Genomic DNA, 14,448 nt, shown 5'->3' with positions numbered 1-14,448 from the left:
TGCGTGCTCCTTATTTCAAGCCAGTCCGGCTTAGGCTTCGGACAGAACGACTTTCATATCTTTGACGTCGTAAATCATTTCGCCGTCCGCTTCGACGATACCATCTGCCACGCCCATCGTCAGGCGGCGAGTCTGGATCGCTTTCTTGAAATCAATCTTGTAGGTCAGCATTTTACGGTCCGGGCGCACCATGCCGGTCAGTTTGACCTCGCCCACGCCCACCGCCATGCCGCGCCCTTGCCAGCCGCGCCAGCCCAGGTTGAAGCCGGTAAGCTGCCACAGACCGTCCAGCCCAAGACAGCCAGGCATGATTGGGTTGCCGGGAAAGTGGCAGTCAAAGAACCACAGGTCCGGGGTAATATCGAATTCGGCCAGCACATGGCCTTTTCCGTGCGCACCGCCATCTTCCGAAATGTCGGTGATGCGGTCCATCATCAGCATCGGCGGAGCAGGTAGCTGCGCGTTACCGGGGCCGAATAACTCGCCACGGGCGCATTTCAGCAGATCGTCTTTGTCAAAGCTGCTCGGGAATTGGGCCATTCTGCCGCCTCTCCTGCCAGGGGTCCGTTTATCTAATCTGGCCTCACCTAGCACCCGTATGCAAGGTCCTGCAAGAGCGGTCGCCCACATCATGTTGTGTTCAGGGCATTCTTTGCGAATGAATTTCATTTGAAATTGCCTGGCCGGAACCCTTATATATAGTTCAGAAAAGAACAGGTATCGGATTCATGACACCTCAGAGCCGAAACATAGCGACTTCCTGGTTGGTTGACGCAGGATTACGCCCGACGCGTCAGCGCGTTGTCTTGGCCGAATTGCTGGTGGGCGACGGTAAACATCGTCATGTCACGGCCGAAAGCCTGTTTGATGCGGCCAAGAAGAACGGCGATGCTGTTTCGCTTGCGACCGTGTATAACACCCTGCGCGCGTTTTGCGACGCCGGGGTGCTGCAGGAAATCACGGTGGACGGGTCAAAAAGCTATTTCGACACCAACACCCATGATCACCCCCACTTTTTCTGGGAGGATGAGAGTCGCCTAAGCGATGCGCCCTCGGATCAATTGGTGATTCAGCGCTTACCCGAGGCACCCGAAGGGGTTGAAATCGCATCTGTCGACGTCGTGATCCGCCTGCGCAAAAAATAATTTTACGGTTTTAGATCAGATAGGGCCTGCTCGGCGGTCGCAATCTGCGCGTCCGAGGGGCCAGTGCCATGTCGTGCCAGGACCACGGGTTCTGCCGTGAACGGGTTCGAGACGGGCAGGCTTAGCAAAGGCATCCCATCATAACTGATATCGGCGGGTGGATTGGCATAGCTGATTGCAACTCCTTCGCCATGCGCCGCGAGGCTGCGCTGAATTTCCAACGAGGCCGCGCGATGTGCAACCGTTGGATTTTCCCCAATCTGTCGAAACAGCCCCAATACATGCTGTGCCGACAACCCTTCCTCTGACAGGATCAGCGGGTAGGCCGCCAGGTCCTGAAGGGAAACGTCGCTTTGTGCGGCCAAGGGATGATCCGGCGCCAGCAGAGCATGCGGCGTGCTTGTGAACAGCGTCTGCTGGGTAAAACTTGCATCCATGCTGAGCCCATAGGTCAGGGCAAGGTCAATCCGCCCGTCAATCAGGCCCGAGATCAGCCCTTCGAAACTGTCCACCCTGTAGGTGATTGCAACGTCCGGCATCTGCACACGCAACTGGCGCAAGGCGCGTGAAAGCAGGAAGGGCGCCAGATCAACAAAACACCCCAGCCGCAGTCGCGTCTTACCCGCGTCGATATCAGTGGCATTTTCCAACCGGGCGGCACTGGCCAGCAGCGCCTCGGCCTCATCGATGAAACTGCGGCCCTGTGGTGTCAGCGCCATGGCTGCCCCACGCCTGCGGGCGAATAGGGGATAACCCAGCTGTTCCTCGACCCGCGTCAACGCGTTGGACAGCGCAGGTTGCGAGACATTCAGGTGCAGTGCGGCGGCGGACAGGCTGCCATGCCGCCCGATGGCGCAGACATATTCATATTGGCGCAGGGAAATATATAACATGAAGTTAAGTCTACCTTTGAAAGATATGACTTGAACAGAGGGCTTTGTCATGTGCAGATCACACAACCCTACGGAACGGAGACAGACATGACGCACCCTCTGGTCACGCAAGAGATGATCGACACTTTCCAGCAGGACGGCGTTGTCCTGATCAGGGGGCTTTATACCGGTCACGTCGAAACGCTGCGCGAAGGCGTTGCCGCGAATATGGCCGAGCCGGGCCCGTATGCGTCGGAAAACAAGAAACAGGGTGAGACCGGTCTGTTCTTTGACGATTACTGCAACTGGTCGCGGATTGATCAGTTTCGGGAAGTGATCGAAAACTCTCCGGTGGCCGAGGTTGCAGCGGATCTGATGCAGTCGCAAACCGTGCAGATGTTCCACGATCACGTTCTGGTCAAAGAGCCGGGCACCTCGATGGCGACACCGTGGCATCAGGACGGGCCGTATTATTTCGTGGAAGGGCAGCAGACGATCAGCTTCTGGTCGCCGCTGGATCCGGTAAAAAAGGCGACGCTGCGTTGCGTGGCGGGGTCGCACCGTTGGGAGAAAGAGGTCCTGCCGACCCGCTGGGTATCGGAAGAAGGGTTCTTCCCCGACGAAGGCCAGTACATCCCCGTTCCGGACCCGGATGCCGAGGGCATGAAGGTTGTGGAATTCGAAATGGAGCCGGGTGATGCAGTGGCTTTCAACTATCGCACGCTGCACGGCGCGCGCGGGAACCAATCAGACAGCCGCCGCAGGGCGTTTTCGCTGCGTCTGGTTGGGGATGATGCACGTTATGCGGAGCGACCGGGCCGGACCTCGCCCCCGTTCCCGGGCCATGACATGACGCCCGGCCAACGCCTGCGCGAGGATTGGTTCCCGGTGCTGCTACGGCGCTAGGCGGACTTAGAACCACTGGCCCGATTCGATCAGTCCGAGATCGAGCAATTGGCCGGACTTCCACTGAAATGACACCGAGTTGTGCCAACAAAAACTTGGAATGTCGAAGGTGGACCCGGCGTTGGTTTTCAACGCTTTGGCCGCGCGGAATGAGCATACGGCCGCCGTCATATTGTGATGCCACGGGCAGGAATAGGTGTTGTATTCCGGCTCGTTAAAGGTGTGGTCGGGCCGCAATTCCAACCCCTTGCGCGATTTGAACAGAGCAATCCGGTCGATGCGGCGGCGTTCATAGGGGATGTGATCTTCGAACCGCCAGCGCAGGCCGCCGGACATGTCCAACTGCCGCTCGACCGGGTGGCCTTCGGCGTCATGGCGGGTGTGGGCGTAATATCCTGTGCTGTCCAGCATGGCGTGATCCGGGGCAACGCCGTTTGGAAAGGTGTTCAGGTCGTCAGCATAAAGGTCGACGACATGACTTAGCATGGCGTCGCGGCGTTCCTCGGTATGGAAGGCCAACAATTCGCCCACCGTGCGGGTCTCGCAAAATGGAAAGAACAGGTACTCGGCATTATAGCAGTAATACATCCAGATACCCGGCGCGGCCTGAATGATCTTGTTGATGGTGTCAAATGCAACCGTGCTGGGCACGCAGGTCAGGGTGACCCTGTGGATGCGCTCAGACAGTTCAGAACCCAGCGCGAAATCCTGCGGCATGAACGCAATCACGGATTTAAAACCCAGATGCAGATGGTGGCGCAGGGTGCTGTCGACCTCGACATCATCTTCGACGAAGATCAGCGCGACAGGACCTTTGGCCAAGGCGGATTTGCCTGAGGCGAGGAAATCATCGAGAGAGTCGTATTGCATTGCCTGTCCGGTTCCACTTTGCTGGAATCTGCTGTCAAAATCGGGTATCCGCCCCGGCATTGCAAGCGGCGTTCGTAGGGTATAGATGACGCCGATCCCGTCAGCGCAAAGGCCATACCCATGTCGGAACCCAAAAAGCTGTATATCAAAACCTATGGTTGCCAGATGAACGTCTACGACAGCGAACGCATGTCCGAGACGCTGGGTGGGCAAGGCTATGTGGAAACGCAAAGCCCCGATGATGCCGACATGATCTTGCTGAACACCTGCCATATCCGAGAAAAGGCCGCCGAAAAGGTCTATTCCGAACTTGGCAGGTTCAAAGGTTTGAAGGCCGAAAAGCCTGACCTCAAGATCGGCGTGGCGGGTTGTGTGGCGCAAGCCGAGGGTGAAGAGATCATGCGCCGTCAGCCGCTGGTCGATCTGGTTGTGGGGCCGCAAAGCTATCACCGCCTGCCCGAGATGGAGGCCAAGACGCGCACCGGCGCCAAGGCGCTGGACACGGATTTCCCCGAAGAGGACAAGTTCGAAAAGCTCAAAAACCGTCCCAACGCCAAGCGTGGCCCGACGGCGTTTCTGACCGTGCAGGAGGGCTGTGACAAGTTCTGTGCCTTCTGCGTGGTGCCCTATACCCGCGGTGCCGAGGTTAGCCGCCCCGCAGATCGTATCATCCGCGAGGCGCAAGACCTGGTTGAACGCGGCGTGCGCGAGATCACTCTGCTGGGGCAGAACGTAAATGCCTATCACGGGGCTGGCGCGAACGGAGACATGACGCTGGCCGGGCTGATTTGGGAGTTGAACAAGGTTGATGGGTTGGAGCGCATCCGCTTTACCACCTCGCACCCCAATGACATGGCCGACGACCTGATCGAGGCGCACGGAACCTGCGAGAAACTGATGCCGTATCTGCATCTGCCGGTGCAGTCAGGCTCGGACCGAATCCTCAAACGCATGAATCGCAGCCACACCGCTGAAAGCTATCTTCGCCTGATCGAGCGTATTCGGGCTGCACGGCCCGACATCGTGATGTCTGGCGATTTCATCGTCGGTTTCCCTGAAGAAACCGAAGAGGATTTCCAAGCCACCATGGATTTGGTCGAAGAGGTTAAATACGGATATGCCTATTCCTTCAAATACTCGACACGTCCGGGAACGCCTGCAGCCGAGCGGCCTCAGGTTGACCCGGATGCGGCTGACAATCGCTTGCAACGCCTTCAGGCCCTGATCACCCAGCATCAGCGGGAAATTCAGGACGCAATGGTAGGGCGCAAGGTCAAGGTTCTGTTTGAAAAATCCGGTCGCTTGCCGGGCCAGATGGTCGGAAAATCCGAGTATTTACATTCGGTTCACGTGTCTGACGCCGATGTCGCGGTCGGAGAATTGCGAGGTGTTCAGATCACCGCCTCAGGGGCAAATTCGCTGGCCGGTGCGCTGATATGAGGCGCCCCAAAAGTGCTGTTTGAAAGCCATAGTGGGTAATTGTTCCAAAAATTAACCCTTGATTTATCGCCGGTAACTATGTTCGGACAAAAGCCGGACGTATTTGGGGAAAAGGGTTTCTGTTTCCTAAAATTCAGGTCGGTGCTGACCCGGTTTCGGGTCAGGACGATGGAGGGTACGAGTGAAATTCCTAACGCGTTTCTTTGGGCCAAACGGCCGGTTTGTTTTTCCGGCGGTGCTGGCGCTATCATTTTTTTCCAGCGCGACGGTGGCGGGTAACCTCGAACAGGGGGTGACGGATCCCCCGGTTGTCAGCCCCAAGCGTTTGGGCAGCGACGTTAGCGCGTTCTATCTGGGTCTGAGCGGGGCCTACGCGTCGGGAGGCACGGACCGATTCGGACTGCGCACCCCGACGGATATTTTCGAAATCGGAGAGCTGGACCTGAGTGGCGGCTACGGTGGTATCCGTGGCGGTTGGCGTGGTGTTCTGCCGGCAATCGGCGGCCGGGATTATGTTTATGGGTTCGAACTCGGATATGACTTCGGAAAGATCGACGATGAAGTGTCGACGGATATTGGCACAGTAGCGGTTACTGGCGGATCTGAGGTTTCGGACATTATTTCCCTGCGTTTTCGCAACGGTTTGACCAACAAGAGCGGCACCGTTCTGTATTTTGTCTCGGTCGGGTACGTGCAGGGAGACATCACAACGTCAAGCAGCCTGTCCTCAGGGGGCACGGTCCAATCCTTTGAAGACAGTGACTCTCGCAATGGATTTTCAGCCAGTATCGGTGCAGAACACAGTCTGAACGAAAACTGGTCGATCACGGGTGAGTTTGAATATGTGCAATTCGACTCGCGCGAGGTTGAATTTGACAATGGGTTCTCAACAAAATCCACACCGCGCTACCGTGGTTTGCGTTTTGGATTGAATTACACCTTCTGAAGCTGTCCGCGATTGGGGTGGTGCGCGGCTGCGTCTGATTTCGGCGGTTTTACCCTCTGTTTGGGAAAAATTGAAACTGTGGCTTGCGCCCACCGAGAAATGTTGTCTACGCTCGGGGTATAAACGCCAAGACAGGAGAACGGATTGGCCATCGGTGCCCTTACCCCACCGCAAGATGACATGCCCCAAAGTGAGGCGTTTGTTGAATTCCCTGACAATCGGTTGTTGATTGATTTGTGCGGCGAGTATGACCGCAACCTGACCGAAATCGAAACGAAGCTGTCCGTCCAGATCGTGCGCCGTGGCAATCAGTTGGTTGTTATGGGTGACGAAGACGCTCAGAAGCAAGCGATAGAGGTGCTACAGGCCCTTTACACTCGTCTAGAGGGTGGGCGCGATGTCGAAGCCGCCGATGTGGATCGCGAATTGCGGATGGGCGGATCGGAACAGGAAACCGGCAGCCGCGACGGTGATCAGCTTGAGATGTTCAAGGGCGGCACGGTTGAGATCAAGACCCGCAAAAAGCTGGTCGAGCCGCGCACCGATGCGCAAAAGGCCTATGTTCACTCGCTGTTCCACAACGAACTTGCGTTCGGGATCGGTCCCGCAGGCACGGGTAAGACCTACCTGGCTGTTGCCGCTGGCGTTTCGATGTTTATCGGTGGGCATGTGGATCGGATTATCCTCAGCCGTCCCGCGGTCGAGGCCGGTGAAAAGCTGGGCTATCTGCCCGGCGACATGAAGGACAAGGTCGATCCGTACATGCAGCCGCTATATGACGCGCTGAATGACTTTTTGCCCGGCAAGCAACTGGCCAAACTGATCGAGGAAAAGCGAATCGAAATCGCGCCGCTGGCCTTCATGCGCGGGCGGACTTTGGCCAATGCGTTTGTCGTGTTGGATGAGGCACAGAACGCCACGACCATGCAGATGAAGATGTTCCTGACTCGTCTTGGTGAAGGCAGCCGCATGGTGATCACCGGTGACCGCTCGCAAGTGGACCTGCCACGTGGGGTTCAGTCGGGGCTGCAAGATGCGGAACGTTTGTTGAAGACGATCCCAAATATCAGCTTCAACTACTTCACCTCGAAAGATGTGGTCCGCCACCCGCTTGTCGCCGCCATTATCGAGGCGTATGAGGCCGACTCGGGCCGTGAAACGGGATAATCGTCCACAGCCGCAGGCTTTGGACGTGGTGATATGAACCTTGAACTGACAATTGAGGATGCGCGTTGGCAGGGGCTGGAGCCTTTGGCCACGCGCGCCATTCAGGCGGTGTTGGACTATTGCGGTCTGGACGCTGACCTGTGCGAAGTCAGCCTTTTGGCCTGTGATGATGCGCGTATCGCTGAACTGAATGCGGAGTTTCGGGAAAAGCCTGCGCCAACCAATGTTCTTAGCTGGCCCGCCGAGGATTTGGCAGCCGAGGAACCGGGGCAGAGCCCGGCGCCGCCTGAGCTGGATTTCACCGGTGAAATCCCGTTGGGGGACATTGCGATTGCCTACGACACCTGCGCGCGCGAGGCGGATGAGGCAGGGAAATCAATGAATGATCACGTTATGCACCTGATCATTCACGGGACCTTGCATCTGCTGGGCTATGATCACATTCGTGACACCGACGCCACTTTGATGGAAACGGTTGAGGTCGCTATACTTGGCAAAATGGGTATCGATGACCCATATAATATGTAGACGGGCCATCAAGGCCGATTATTTGGAATAGGATTATGGGCGAGACAGACGGCAGTTCTATGGCGGCGCAGGGCGCGCAAACCAGGAACAGCGGTGAAGATAGTAAAGAGAAAGCCGGTTTCTTTTCTCGAATAGTGGATGCGTTTTCGCCGCAGGGCGAGGATGAGGAAAGCCAGGTGACCAACGGTCACGAGGTCGACAAGGCACAGCCGCGCGGCATGATCAACCTGCGGCGGATGCGGGTTGAGGATGTGGCCATCCCAACGGCCGAGATCATCTCGGTCCCTTCAACAATCACCAAGGATGAGCTGGCGCAGGTGTTCCGCGAAAGCGGTCTGTCGCGGATTCCGGTGTATGAGGGCACGCTGGATTCGCCGTTGGGGTTCGTCCACCTCAAGGATTTTGCCCTGACCCACGGATTCAACGGTGGGTCCAGTGAATTCGATCTGGTCAAGATGCTGCGGACATTGCTGTTTGTTCCGCCTTCGATGCCGATTGGGGTTCTGCTGACCAAGATGCAGACGGAACGTCGCCATATGGCGTTGGTGATCGACGAATATGGCGGGGTCGACGGATTGCTGACGATCGAAGACCTGATCGAACAGGTCGTGGGTGAAATTGCCGATGAACATGACGCGGATGAAGATCAGCTTTGGGTTCAGGACAAGCCAGGTTGTTACATCGTTCAGGCCCGCGTCCCACTGGAAGAGTTCGAGGCTGAAATCGGGCGCTCGCTGACCAGTCACGAGGACGTGGATGAGGAAGAGATCGACACTCTGGGCGGTCTGGTCTTTATGCTATCAGGCCGGGTGCCCGCACGGGGTGAGGTTGTCTTGCACCCTGAAGGTCCTGAATTTGAAGTGATCGACGCTGACCCACGTCGGATCAAGCGTCTGCGTGTCATGTTGCCGGATCTCGTTGTATGAACCCTGCTAAGGGCTGGAACTTTTGGCTGAGATGTGCTCTGGCCGTGCTTTTGGGTGCGCTGGCGGCATTTGGCCTTGCGCCCTTTTCTATTTGGGTCGCAACGCTGATTGCGCTGGTGTTGCTGGCACCGTTGTTCCTGTCGACCGAAACACGGGGAAGGGCCGCCTTGTTGGGTTGGGCTTTTGCCACCGGGTATTTCGCACATGGTCTCAGCTGGATTGTCGAGCCGTTCTTGGTGGACGCGGAACGTCACGCCTGGATGGCGCCCTTTGCCCTGATCTTAATGGCCGGAGGGTTGGCCTTGTTCTGGGCGCTGGCCTTTTGGGTCGCGCGGCGGCCTGAGGGTGGCGCAATCACACAAGCTGTATTTCTGGTTGTGACCGTGTCACTAGCGGAAATCGCCCGCGGCTATGTGCTGACAGGGTTCCCTTGGGCGGGGTTGGCGCAGGTTTGGGTCGGCTCTCCGGTGGCCCAACTTTTGTCATTGGTCGGACCCTATGGTTTGGGCGCGTTGACCCTGTTGGCGACTTTGCCCTTGGGGGCGGCGCTGGCGCAACGCGGTGTATTTGCATTATCGCTTGGATTGACAGTAGGCGCGGCCTGTTTGGCGCTGGGCTATGCCGCCACGCGCCCGACGGTTACGGAAACCGATCATGTCGTGCGCCTGATCCAACCCAACGCGCCACAACATCAGAAATGGGACCCGGAATACGCGCCTTTGTTCTTTGCGCGTCAGATTGAGTTTACTGCGGCGCAGCCTCGGCCTGATCTGATCGTCTGGCCCGAAACCTCGGTGCCTGCCTGGCTGAGCAGCGCGCAACCCTATCTGGATGCCATTGCCGATGCGGCGCAGGGCACGCCGGTTTTTCTGGGCATTCAGCGTGGCGATGGGCCGCGTATCTATAACTCGATGATCTATCTGGATGAGCAGGGCCAGCAGCAGGGTCTGTACGACAAGCACCACCTGGCCCCGTTTGGGGAATATGTACCGTTCGGCGAGGTGATGGCAAAGTTCGGTATCTACGGCATGGCAGCGACCACCGGCAATGGGTTCAGCGCTGGGCCCGGGGCAGCTTTGATGGATGCGGGCAAGCTGGGCAAGGCGCTGCCGCTGATCTGTTATGAGGCCGTGTTCACGCAGGATGTTTTGTCCGCGCCGGCGCGCGCGGATTTCCTGTTGCAGATCACCAATGATGCGTGGTTCGGCACACGGTCTGGACCCTATCAGCATCTGGCCCAGGCTCAGATGCGCGCGATCGAACTGGGCCTGCCGATGATGCGGTCGGCCAATACCGGCGTGTCAGCGATGATTGACCCGTTGGGGCGCATCACACAGGCGCTACCTTTGGGTCAGGCTGGGTTTTTCGATGCAAAACTGCCTGCTCCGCTTGTCCCAACGGTGTACTCCAGAAATGGGGATGTTCCGATCTTTGTCCTGCTGGCGGCCCTCTTCGCGCTGTTTTGGCGCAACGCCCGGCGCGAACACGCATAATTACCGATTGACCCTGTGTTTGTGTGGGCGTATCCCCTCGCATGCCCGTCACAACGGCTTCCTGGCGTGATGGGGAAATCTTAATGGAGCACTTTCATGTCCCGACAGAACTACACTTTTACTTCGGAATCCGTATCCGAAGGGCACCCGGATAAGGTTTGTGACCGAATCTCGGATGCTGTACTTGACGCATTTCTGAACGAAGAACCCGAAGCCCGCGTGGCGTGCGAAACCTTTGCGACCACCGACCGTGTCGTCATTGGCGGCGAAGTAGGTCTGTCTGATCAGGAAAAGCTGCACGATTATATGGGCCGCATCGACGAGATCGCACGCGCCTGTATCAAGGATATCGGTTACGAGCAGGACAAATTTCACCACGAAACGGTCGAGGTGACGAACCTGCTGCATGAGCAATCCGCCCATATTGCGCAGGGTGTGGATGCCTCGGACAACAAGGACGAGGGCGCCGGTGACCAGGGCATCATGTTCGGCTATGCCACCACCGAAACCCCCGCGCTGATGCCCGCTCCGATCCAGTATTCCCATGCGATCCTCCGGCGCTTGGCCGAGGTGCGCAAGAACGGGTCTGAGCCCGCGCTGGGCCCGGATGCGAAATCGCAGCTGTCCGTGATCTACCGGGATGGCAAGCCGGTCGGCGTCAGCTCGATCGTGTTGTCGACTCAGCATCTGGATGAGGCGCTGAGCTCGGATGACATCCGGGCCATTGTCGAACCTTATATCACTGAAACCCTGCCCGAAGGCTGGCTGAACGCTGATACCGAATGGCACGTTAACCCCACCGGCAAGTTCGTGATTGGCGGTCCTGATGGCGACGCCGGTCTGACCGGGCGCAAGATCATCGTGGACACCTATGGCGGTGCCGCACCGCATGGCGGCGGTGCGTTTTCGGGCAAGGACCCGACCAAGGTGGATCGTTCGGCCGCATATGCCGCGCGTTATCTGGCCAAGAACGTGGTTGCCGCAGGCATGGCAGAGCGCTGCACCATTCAGCTGAGCTATGCGATTGGCGTGTCCAAGCCGCTGTCGATCTACGCGGATACGCATGGAACGGGTCAGGTGGCGAATGCGGATATCGAGAAAGCCGTTGATCAGGTGATGGATCTGACACCGCGCGGTATTCGTGAGCATCTACAACTGAACAAGCCGATCTACCAGCGTACGGCGGCCTATGGCCACTTTGGTCGTCAGCCGGATGCCGATGGCGGATTTAGTTGGGAGCGCACGGATCTGACCGACGCGCTGAAAGCGGCGGTCTGATCGTTCCGCTATCAAAAGGTGCGCCCTTGAGGGCGCGCTCTATTGATTAAGATTGTCAAATGGGGCGCTCGTGTCGATTGAACTGATATGACCGCCCCTTGCCTCGGCGTCGTCTGCGCAGTATGGGCACCGGCATGAGCACCCAGACACCCCAACGCCCCCGCAGAAACTTCTATGGCCGCTTCAAGGGCAAGACCCTGAAGCAGAGTCAAAAGACGTATCTGGACGAAGACCTAGATGCCTTGTCGCCGGGGGCTGTGGATTGGGAGGCCAACCCTGAACGCCATCCGCTGGACCTGAAGGCGCTGTTTGGCGGCAAGGATGTCTGGCTCGAGGTCGGATTCGGCGGCGGTGAGCATCTGGTGCATCAGGCCGCCAGAAATCCCGATGTCGGTATCATTGGGGCCGAGCCGTATATCAATGGCGTTGCCATGCTGCTGGGCAAGATCCGCAAGGCTGGGGTGGAAAACCTGGCCGTTCATCCCGGCGATGCGCGGGATCTGTTCGATGTTCTGCCTGAGGTCAGCATTTCCCGTGCGTTTCTTTTGTACCCCGATCCGTGGCCCAAGACGCGGCACCACCGTCGCCGTTTTGTAACGCCCGAGCATCTGGAGCCTTTGGCGCGCGTCCTGAAGCCCGGGTCGATCTTCCGTGTTGCAACCGACATTCCCGACTATGTCCGCCAGACGTTGGAAGAGGTTCCGCGCGCCGGGTTTGAATGGCTGGCCGAACGCCCCGCTGACTGGCGCGAGCCGTGGGATGACTGGATTTCCACCCGTTATGAACAAAAGGCTTTGCGTGAAGGTCGGACGCCACATTATCTGACCTTCCGACGCAAAGACTGATTGCCGCTGGACCAACCGGCCCCAATTCGCTAATCCGCCTTGAACTGATAGCGAAAACAGGAGCCCCCATGTCCGGACACGGCACGCCCATCCCGATGACCTCGCATCCCTGCGGCCCGCTGACTGGCACAGCAGAAGTGCCCGGCGACAAGTCGATCTCGCACCGATCGCTGATCCTGGGCGCAATGGCCGTGGGTGAGACCAAGATTTCGGGCCTGTTGGAAGGTGAGGATGTACTGGACACAGCCAAAGCCATGCGTGCCTTCGGGGCCGAGGTCACGGATCACGGCGGCGGCGAATGGACCGTGCATGGCGTCGGCGTCGGTGGCTTTGCGGAACCCGATCAGGTGATCGACTGCGGCAACTCGGGTACCGGTGTGCGGCTGATCATGGGCGCGATGGCGACCTGTCCGATTTCGGCGACCTTTACCGGCGATGCAAGCCTGAATAAACGCCCGATGGCCCGCGTCACCGATCCGCTGGCGTTGTTCGGGACGCAATCGGTGGGCCGCTCGGGCGGGCGACTGCCAATGACCATCGTTGGTGCAGCTGAACCCGTGCCTGTGCGGTATGAGGTGCCGGTGCCGTCGGCGCAGGTGAAGTCCGCAGTGTTGCTGGCCGGTCTGAACGCACCGGGTAAGACCGTCGTGGTCGAAAAAGAGGCCACCCGTGACCACTCGGAACGGATGCTGGCCGGATTTGGTGCCGAAATCACCGTCGAGGATACGGATGAGGGCCGAGTGATCACCCTGACCGGTCGCCCTGAGTTGAAGCCGCAGGTCATCGCCGTGCCGCGCGACCCGTCCAGCGCGGCCTTTCCGGTATGTGCGGCACTGATCACGCCGGGCTCGGACGTGTTGGTGCCGGGCATCGGCCTGAACCCGACCCGCGCGGGGCTGTTCACCACATTGCGTGAAATGGGCGCGGATCTGACATACGAAAATGAGCGGGAAGAGGGCGGCGAACCCGTCGCTGATCTGCGCGCGAAATACTCTCCGAATATGAAGGGGATCAATGTGCCGCCGGAACGGGCGGCCTCGATGATCGACGAATATCCTGTGTTGTCTGTGGTGGCGGCCAATGCCAACGGCACCACGATGATGGGCGGCGTGAAAGAGCTGCGCGTCAAGGAAAGCGACCGAATTGACGCCATGGCGCGCGGGTTGCGGGCCAATGGTGTGACCGTGGACGAGGGCGAAGAATGGTGGTCGGTCGAAGGGTTGGGCATCGGTAATGTCCCCGGTGGCGGCACCTGCGAAAGCTATCTTGATCACCGCATTGCCATGTCGTTCATGGTCATGGGGATGGGTGCGAAGTCTCCGGTTTCCGTGGATGACGGCGGGCCAATCGCGACCTCGTTCCCGATTTTCGAGCCGCTGATGGCCGCCCTGGGTGCCAAGGTCGAACGCACATGAGTTTCACCGTCGCCATTGACGGCCCTGCGGCGGCGGGCAAGGGTACGATCTCGAAAGGGGTGGCGACGCAGTTCGGTTTTGCGCATCTGGATACGGGGCTGCTGTATCGCGCTGTTGGGCGCCGGACTCTGGACGGGACCGACCCAGTTGAGGCCGCGCAGGCATTGACTACGCAAGAGTTGGAACAAGGCGATTTGCGTACGGCCGAGATTGCACAGGCGGCTTCGAAAGTGGCAGTGATCCCCGAGGTGCGCGCGGCGCTGGTGGATTTCCAACGCGCCTTTGCCCGTCGGGCAGGGGGGGCTGTGCTGGATGGGCGCGATATCGGAACGGTGATTTGCCCCGAGGCCGAAGTGAAACTGTTCGTCACCGCCAGTGCTGAGGTTCGGGCGGAGCGCCGCTTTTTGGAACTGCGTGCAAAGGGCGCTGATGTGACCCGAGAGTTTGTGCTGGCAGATGTGCGCGAGCGAGATGTACGGGATGCCGAACGCAGTGCTGCGCCGATGAAACCTGCCGCAGATGCTGTGCTGTTGGATACGTCTGACCTGAGTATTGAGGCAGCTTTGGCGCAGGCCGTAGCCCTTGTCAAAAGCAAACGCCCCGCGACGTCCTAACGC

At 58.6% G+C, this 14,448-nt stretch carries 15 protein-coding genes and 1 riboswitch; of the genes, 12 read left to right on the top strand and 3 right to left on the bottom strand.

Annotation, left to right across the window (positions count from 1 at the left end; genetic code table 11):
• Positions 1-30 precede the first annotated feature (30 nt).
• On the bottom strand, positions 31-540 hold the full coding sequence (gene fabA, locus AB1A64_RS19255) for a bifunctional 3-hydroxydecanoyl-ACP dehydratase/trans-2-decenoyl-ACP isomerase (protein ID WP_058283235.1): 510 nt from the start codon (positions 538-540) through the stop codon (positions 31-33).
• A 188-nt stretch (positions 541-728) separates the two neighbouring features.
• On the opposite strand from fabA, the gene irrA reads away from it, so the two are divergent.
• A complete protein-coding gene (gene irrA / locus AB1A64_RS19250) occupies positions 729-1,145 on the top strand; it encodes an iron response transcriptional regulator IrrA (RefSeq protein WP_366553302.1) in 417 nt (138 codons plus the stop codon).
• Between the two features lie 2 nt (positions 1,146-1,147).
• Here the strand turns inward: irrA and AB1A64_RS19245 are convergent, their stop codons facing one another.
• A complete protein-coding gene (locus tag AB1A64_RS19245; RefSeq protein WP_366553300.1) occupies positions 1,148-2,038 on the bottom strand; it encodes a LysR family transcriptional regulator in 891 nt (296 codons plus the stop codon).
• A gap of 87 nt (positions 2,039-2,125) precedes the next feature.
• On the opposite strand from AB1A64_RS19245, the gene AB1A64_RS19240 reads away from it, so the two are divergent.
• Entirely contained in the window at positions 2,126-2,923 is a 798-nt protein-coding gene (locus AB1A64_RS19240) for a phytanoyl-CoA dioxygenase family protein (RefSeq protein WP_366553298.1), read from the top strand.
• A 6-nt stretch (positions 2,924-2,929) separates the two neighbouring features.
• Here the strand turns inward: AB1A64_RS19240 and AB1A64_RS19235 are convergent, their stop codons facing one another.
• On the bottom strand, positions 2,930-3,793 hold the full coding sequence (locus tag AB1A64_RS19235) for a hypothetical protein (RefSeq protein WP_366553296.1): 864 nt from the start codon (positions 3,791-3,793) through the stop codon (positions 2,930-2,932).
• A 120-nt stretch (positions 3,794-3,913) separates the two neighbouring features.
• On the opposite strand from AB1A64_RS19235, the gene miaB reads away from it, so the two are divergent.
• The 10 genes from miaB (at position 3,914) to AB1A64_RS19185 (ending at position 14,445) form a co-directional block, all read left to right on the top strand.
• The gene (gene miaB / locus AB1A64_RS19230; RefSeq protein ID WP_366553294.1) at positions 3,914-5,233 is read left to right on the top strand and encodes a tRNA (N6-isopentenyl adenosine(37)-C2)-methylthiotransferase MiaB; all 1,320 of its coding nucleotides are present in this window, start codon (positions 3,914-3,916) and stop codon (positions 5,231-5,233) included.
• 181 nt (positions 5,234-5,414) lie between these two features.
• Positions 5,415-6,179, top strand: coding sequence for an outer membrane beta-barrel protein (locus tag AB1A64_RS19225; protein WP_366553293.1), 765 nt, complete (start codon positions 5,415-5,417; stop codon positions 6,177-6,179).
• Positions 6,180-6,323: 144 nt separating this feature from the next.
• A complete protein-coding gene (locus AB1A64_RS19220) occupies positions 6,324-7,346 on the top strand; it encodes a PhoH family protein (RefSeq protein ID WP_170517699.1) in 1,023 nt (340 codons plus the stop codon).
• A 33-nt stretch (positions 7,347-7,379) separates the two neighbouring features.
• On the top strand, positions 7,380-7,874 hold the full coding sequence (gene ybeY, locus AB1A64_RS19215) for an rRNA maturation RNase YbeY (RefSeq protein WP_366553291.1): 495 nt from the start codon (positions 7,380-7,382) through the stop codon (positions 7,872-7,874).
• A 35-nt stretch (positions 7,875-7,909) separates the two neighbouring features.
• Positions 7,910-8,800, top strand: coding sequence for a hemolysin family protein (locus AB1A64_RS19210; protein WP_366553289.1), 891 nt, complete (start codon positions 7,910-7,912; stop codon positions 8,798-8,800).
• Entirely contained in the window at positions 8,797-10,293 is a 1,497-nt protein-coding gene (gene lnt, locus AB1A64_RS19205) for an apolipoprotein N-acyltransferase (RefSeq protein WP_366553287.1), read from the top strand. Before AB1A64_RS19210 ends, lnt begins: the two co-directional genes overlap by 4 nt.
• 42 nt (positions 10,294-10,335) lie before the next feature.
• A riboswitch (SAM-SAH riboswitch) is annotated at positions 10,336-10,384 on the top strand.
• Between the two features lie 5 nt (positions 10,385-10,389).
• On the top strand, positions 10,390-11,571 hold the full coding sequence (metK, locus tag AB1A64_RS19200) for a methionine adenosyltransferase (RefSeq protein WP_366553285.1): 1,182 nt from the start codon (positions 10,390-10,392) through the stop codon (positions 11,569-11,571).
• A gap of 134 nt (positions 11,572-11,705) precedes the next feature.
• Positions 11,706-12,416: a tRNA (guanine(46)-N(7))-methyltransferase TrmB gene (locus AB1A64_RS19195; RefSeq protein WP_366553283.1), complete on the top strand. Its 711-nt coding sequence runs from the start codon at positions 11,706-11,708 to the stop codon at positions 12,414-12,416.
• A gap of 68 nt (positions 12,417-12,484) precedes the next feature.
• Positions 12,485-13,831, top strand: coding sequence for a 3-phosphoshikimate 1-carboxyvinyltransferase (gene aroA / locus AB1A64_RS19190; RefSeq protein ID WP_366553281.1), 1,347 nt, complete (start codon positions 12,485-12,487; stop codon positions 13,829-13,831).
• Entirely contained in the window at positions 13,828-14,445 is a 618-nt protein-coding gene (locus tag AB1A64_RS19185; protein WP_366553279.1) for a d(CMP) kinase, read from the top strand. The genes aroA and AB1A64_RS19185 overlap by 4 nt, the downstream gene beginning before the upstream one ends.
• Positions 14,446-14,448 lie beyond the last annotated feature (3 nt).

The sequence above is a fragment of the Ruegeria sp. ANG10 genome (assembly GCF_040705255.1).
Classification (GTDB): Bacteria; Pseudomonadota; Alphaproteobacteria; order Rhodobacterales; family Rhodobacteraceae; genus Ruegeria.
Note: the sequence above shows the minus strand (reverse complement) of the source record. Positions and strands in the feature narration are given on the sequence as shown.

Excerpts from the sequence above, each read along its gene's own strand:
- fabA (WP_058283235.1), bottom strand. The coding sequence starts at position 540 with ATGGCCCAATTCCCGAGCAGCTTTGACAAAGACGATCTGCTGAAATGC.
- irrA (WP_366553302.1), top strand. The coding sequence starts at position 729 with ATGACACCTCAGAGCCGAAACATAGCGACTTCCTGGTTGGTTGACGCA.
- AB1A64_RS19245 (WP_366553300.1), bottom strand. The coding sequence starts at position 2,038 with ATGTTATATATTTCCCTGCGCCAATATGAATATGTCTGCGCCATCGGG.
- AB1A64_RS19240 (WP_366553298.1), top strand. The coding sequence starts at position 2,126 with ATGACGCACCCTCTGGTCACGCAAGAGATGATCGACACTTTCCAGCAG.
- AB1A64_RS19235 (WP_366553296.1), bottom strand. The coding sequence starts at position 3,793 with ATGCAATACGACTCTCTCGATGATTTCCTCGCCTCAGGCAAATCCGCC.
- miaB (WP_366553294.1), top strand. The coding sequence starts at position 3,914 with ATGTCGGAACCCAAAAAGCTGTATATCAAAACCTATGGTTGCCAGATG.
- ybeY (WP_366553291.1), top strand. The coding sequence starts at position 7,380 with ATGAACCTTGAACTGACAATTGAGGATGCGCGTTGGCAGGGGCTGGAG.
- AB1A64_RS19210 (WP_366553289.1), top strand. The coding sequence starts at position 7,910 with ATGGGCGAGACAGACGGCAGTTCTATGGCGGCGCAGGGCGCGCAAACC.
- lnt (WP_366553287.1), top strand. The coding sequence starts at position 8,797 with ATGAACCCTGCTAAGGGCTGGAACTTTTGGCTGAGATGTGCTCTGGCC.
- metK (WP_366553285.1), top strand. The coding sequence starts at position 10,390 with ATGTCCCGACAGAACTACACTTTTACTTCGGAATCCGTATCCGAAGGG.
- AB1A64_RS19195 (WP_366553283.1), top strand. The coding sequence starts at position 11,706 with ATGAGCACCCAGACACCCCAACGCCCCCGCAGAAACTTCTATGGCCGC.
- aroA (WP_366553281.1), top strand. The coding sequence starts at position 12,485 with ATGTCCGGACACGGCACGCCCATCCCGATGACCTCGCATCCCTGCGGC.
- AB1A64_RS19185 (WP_366553279.1), top strand. The coding sequence starts at position 13,828 with ATGAGTTTCACCGTCGCCATTGACGGCCCTGCGGCGGCGGGCAAGGGT.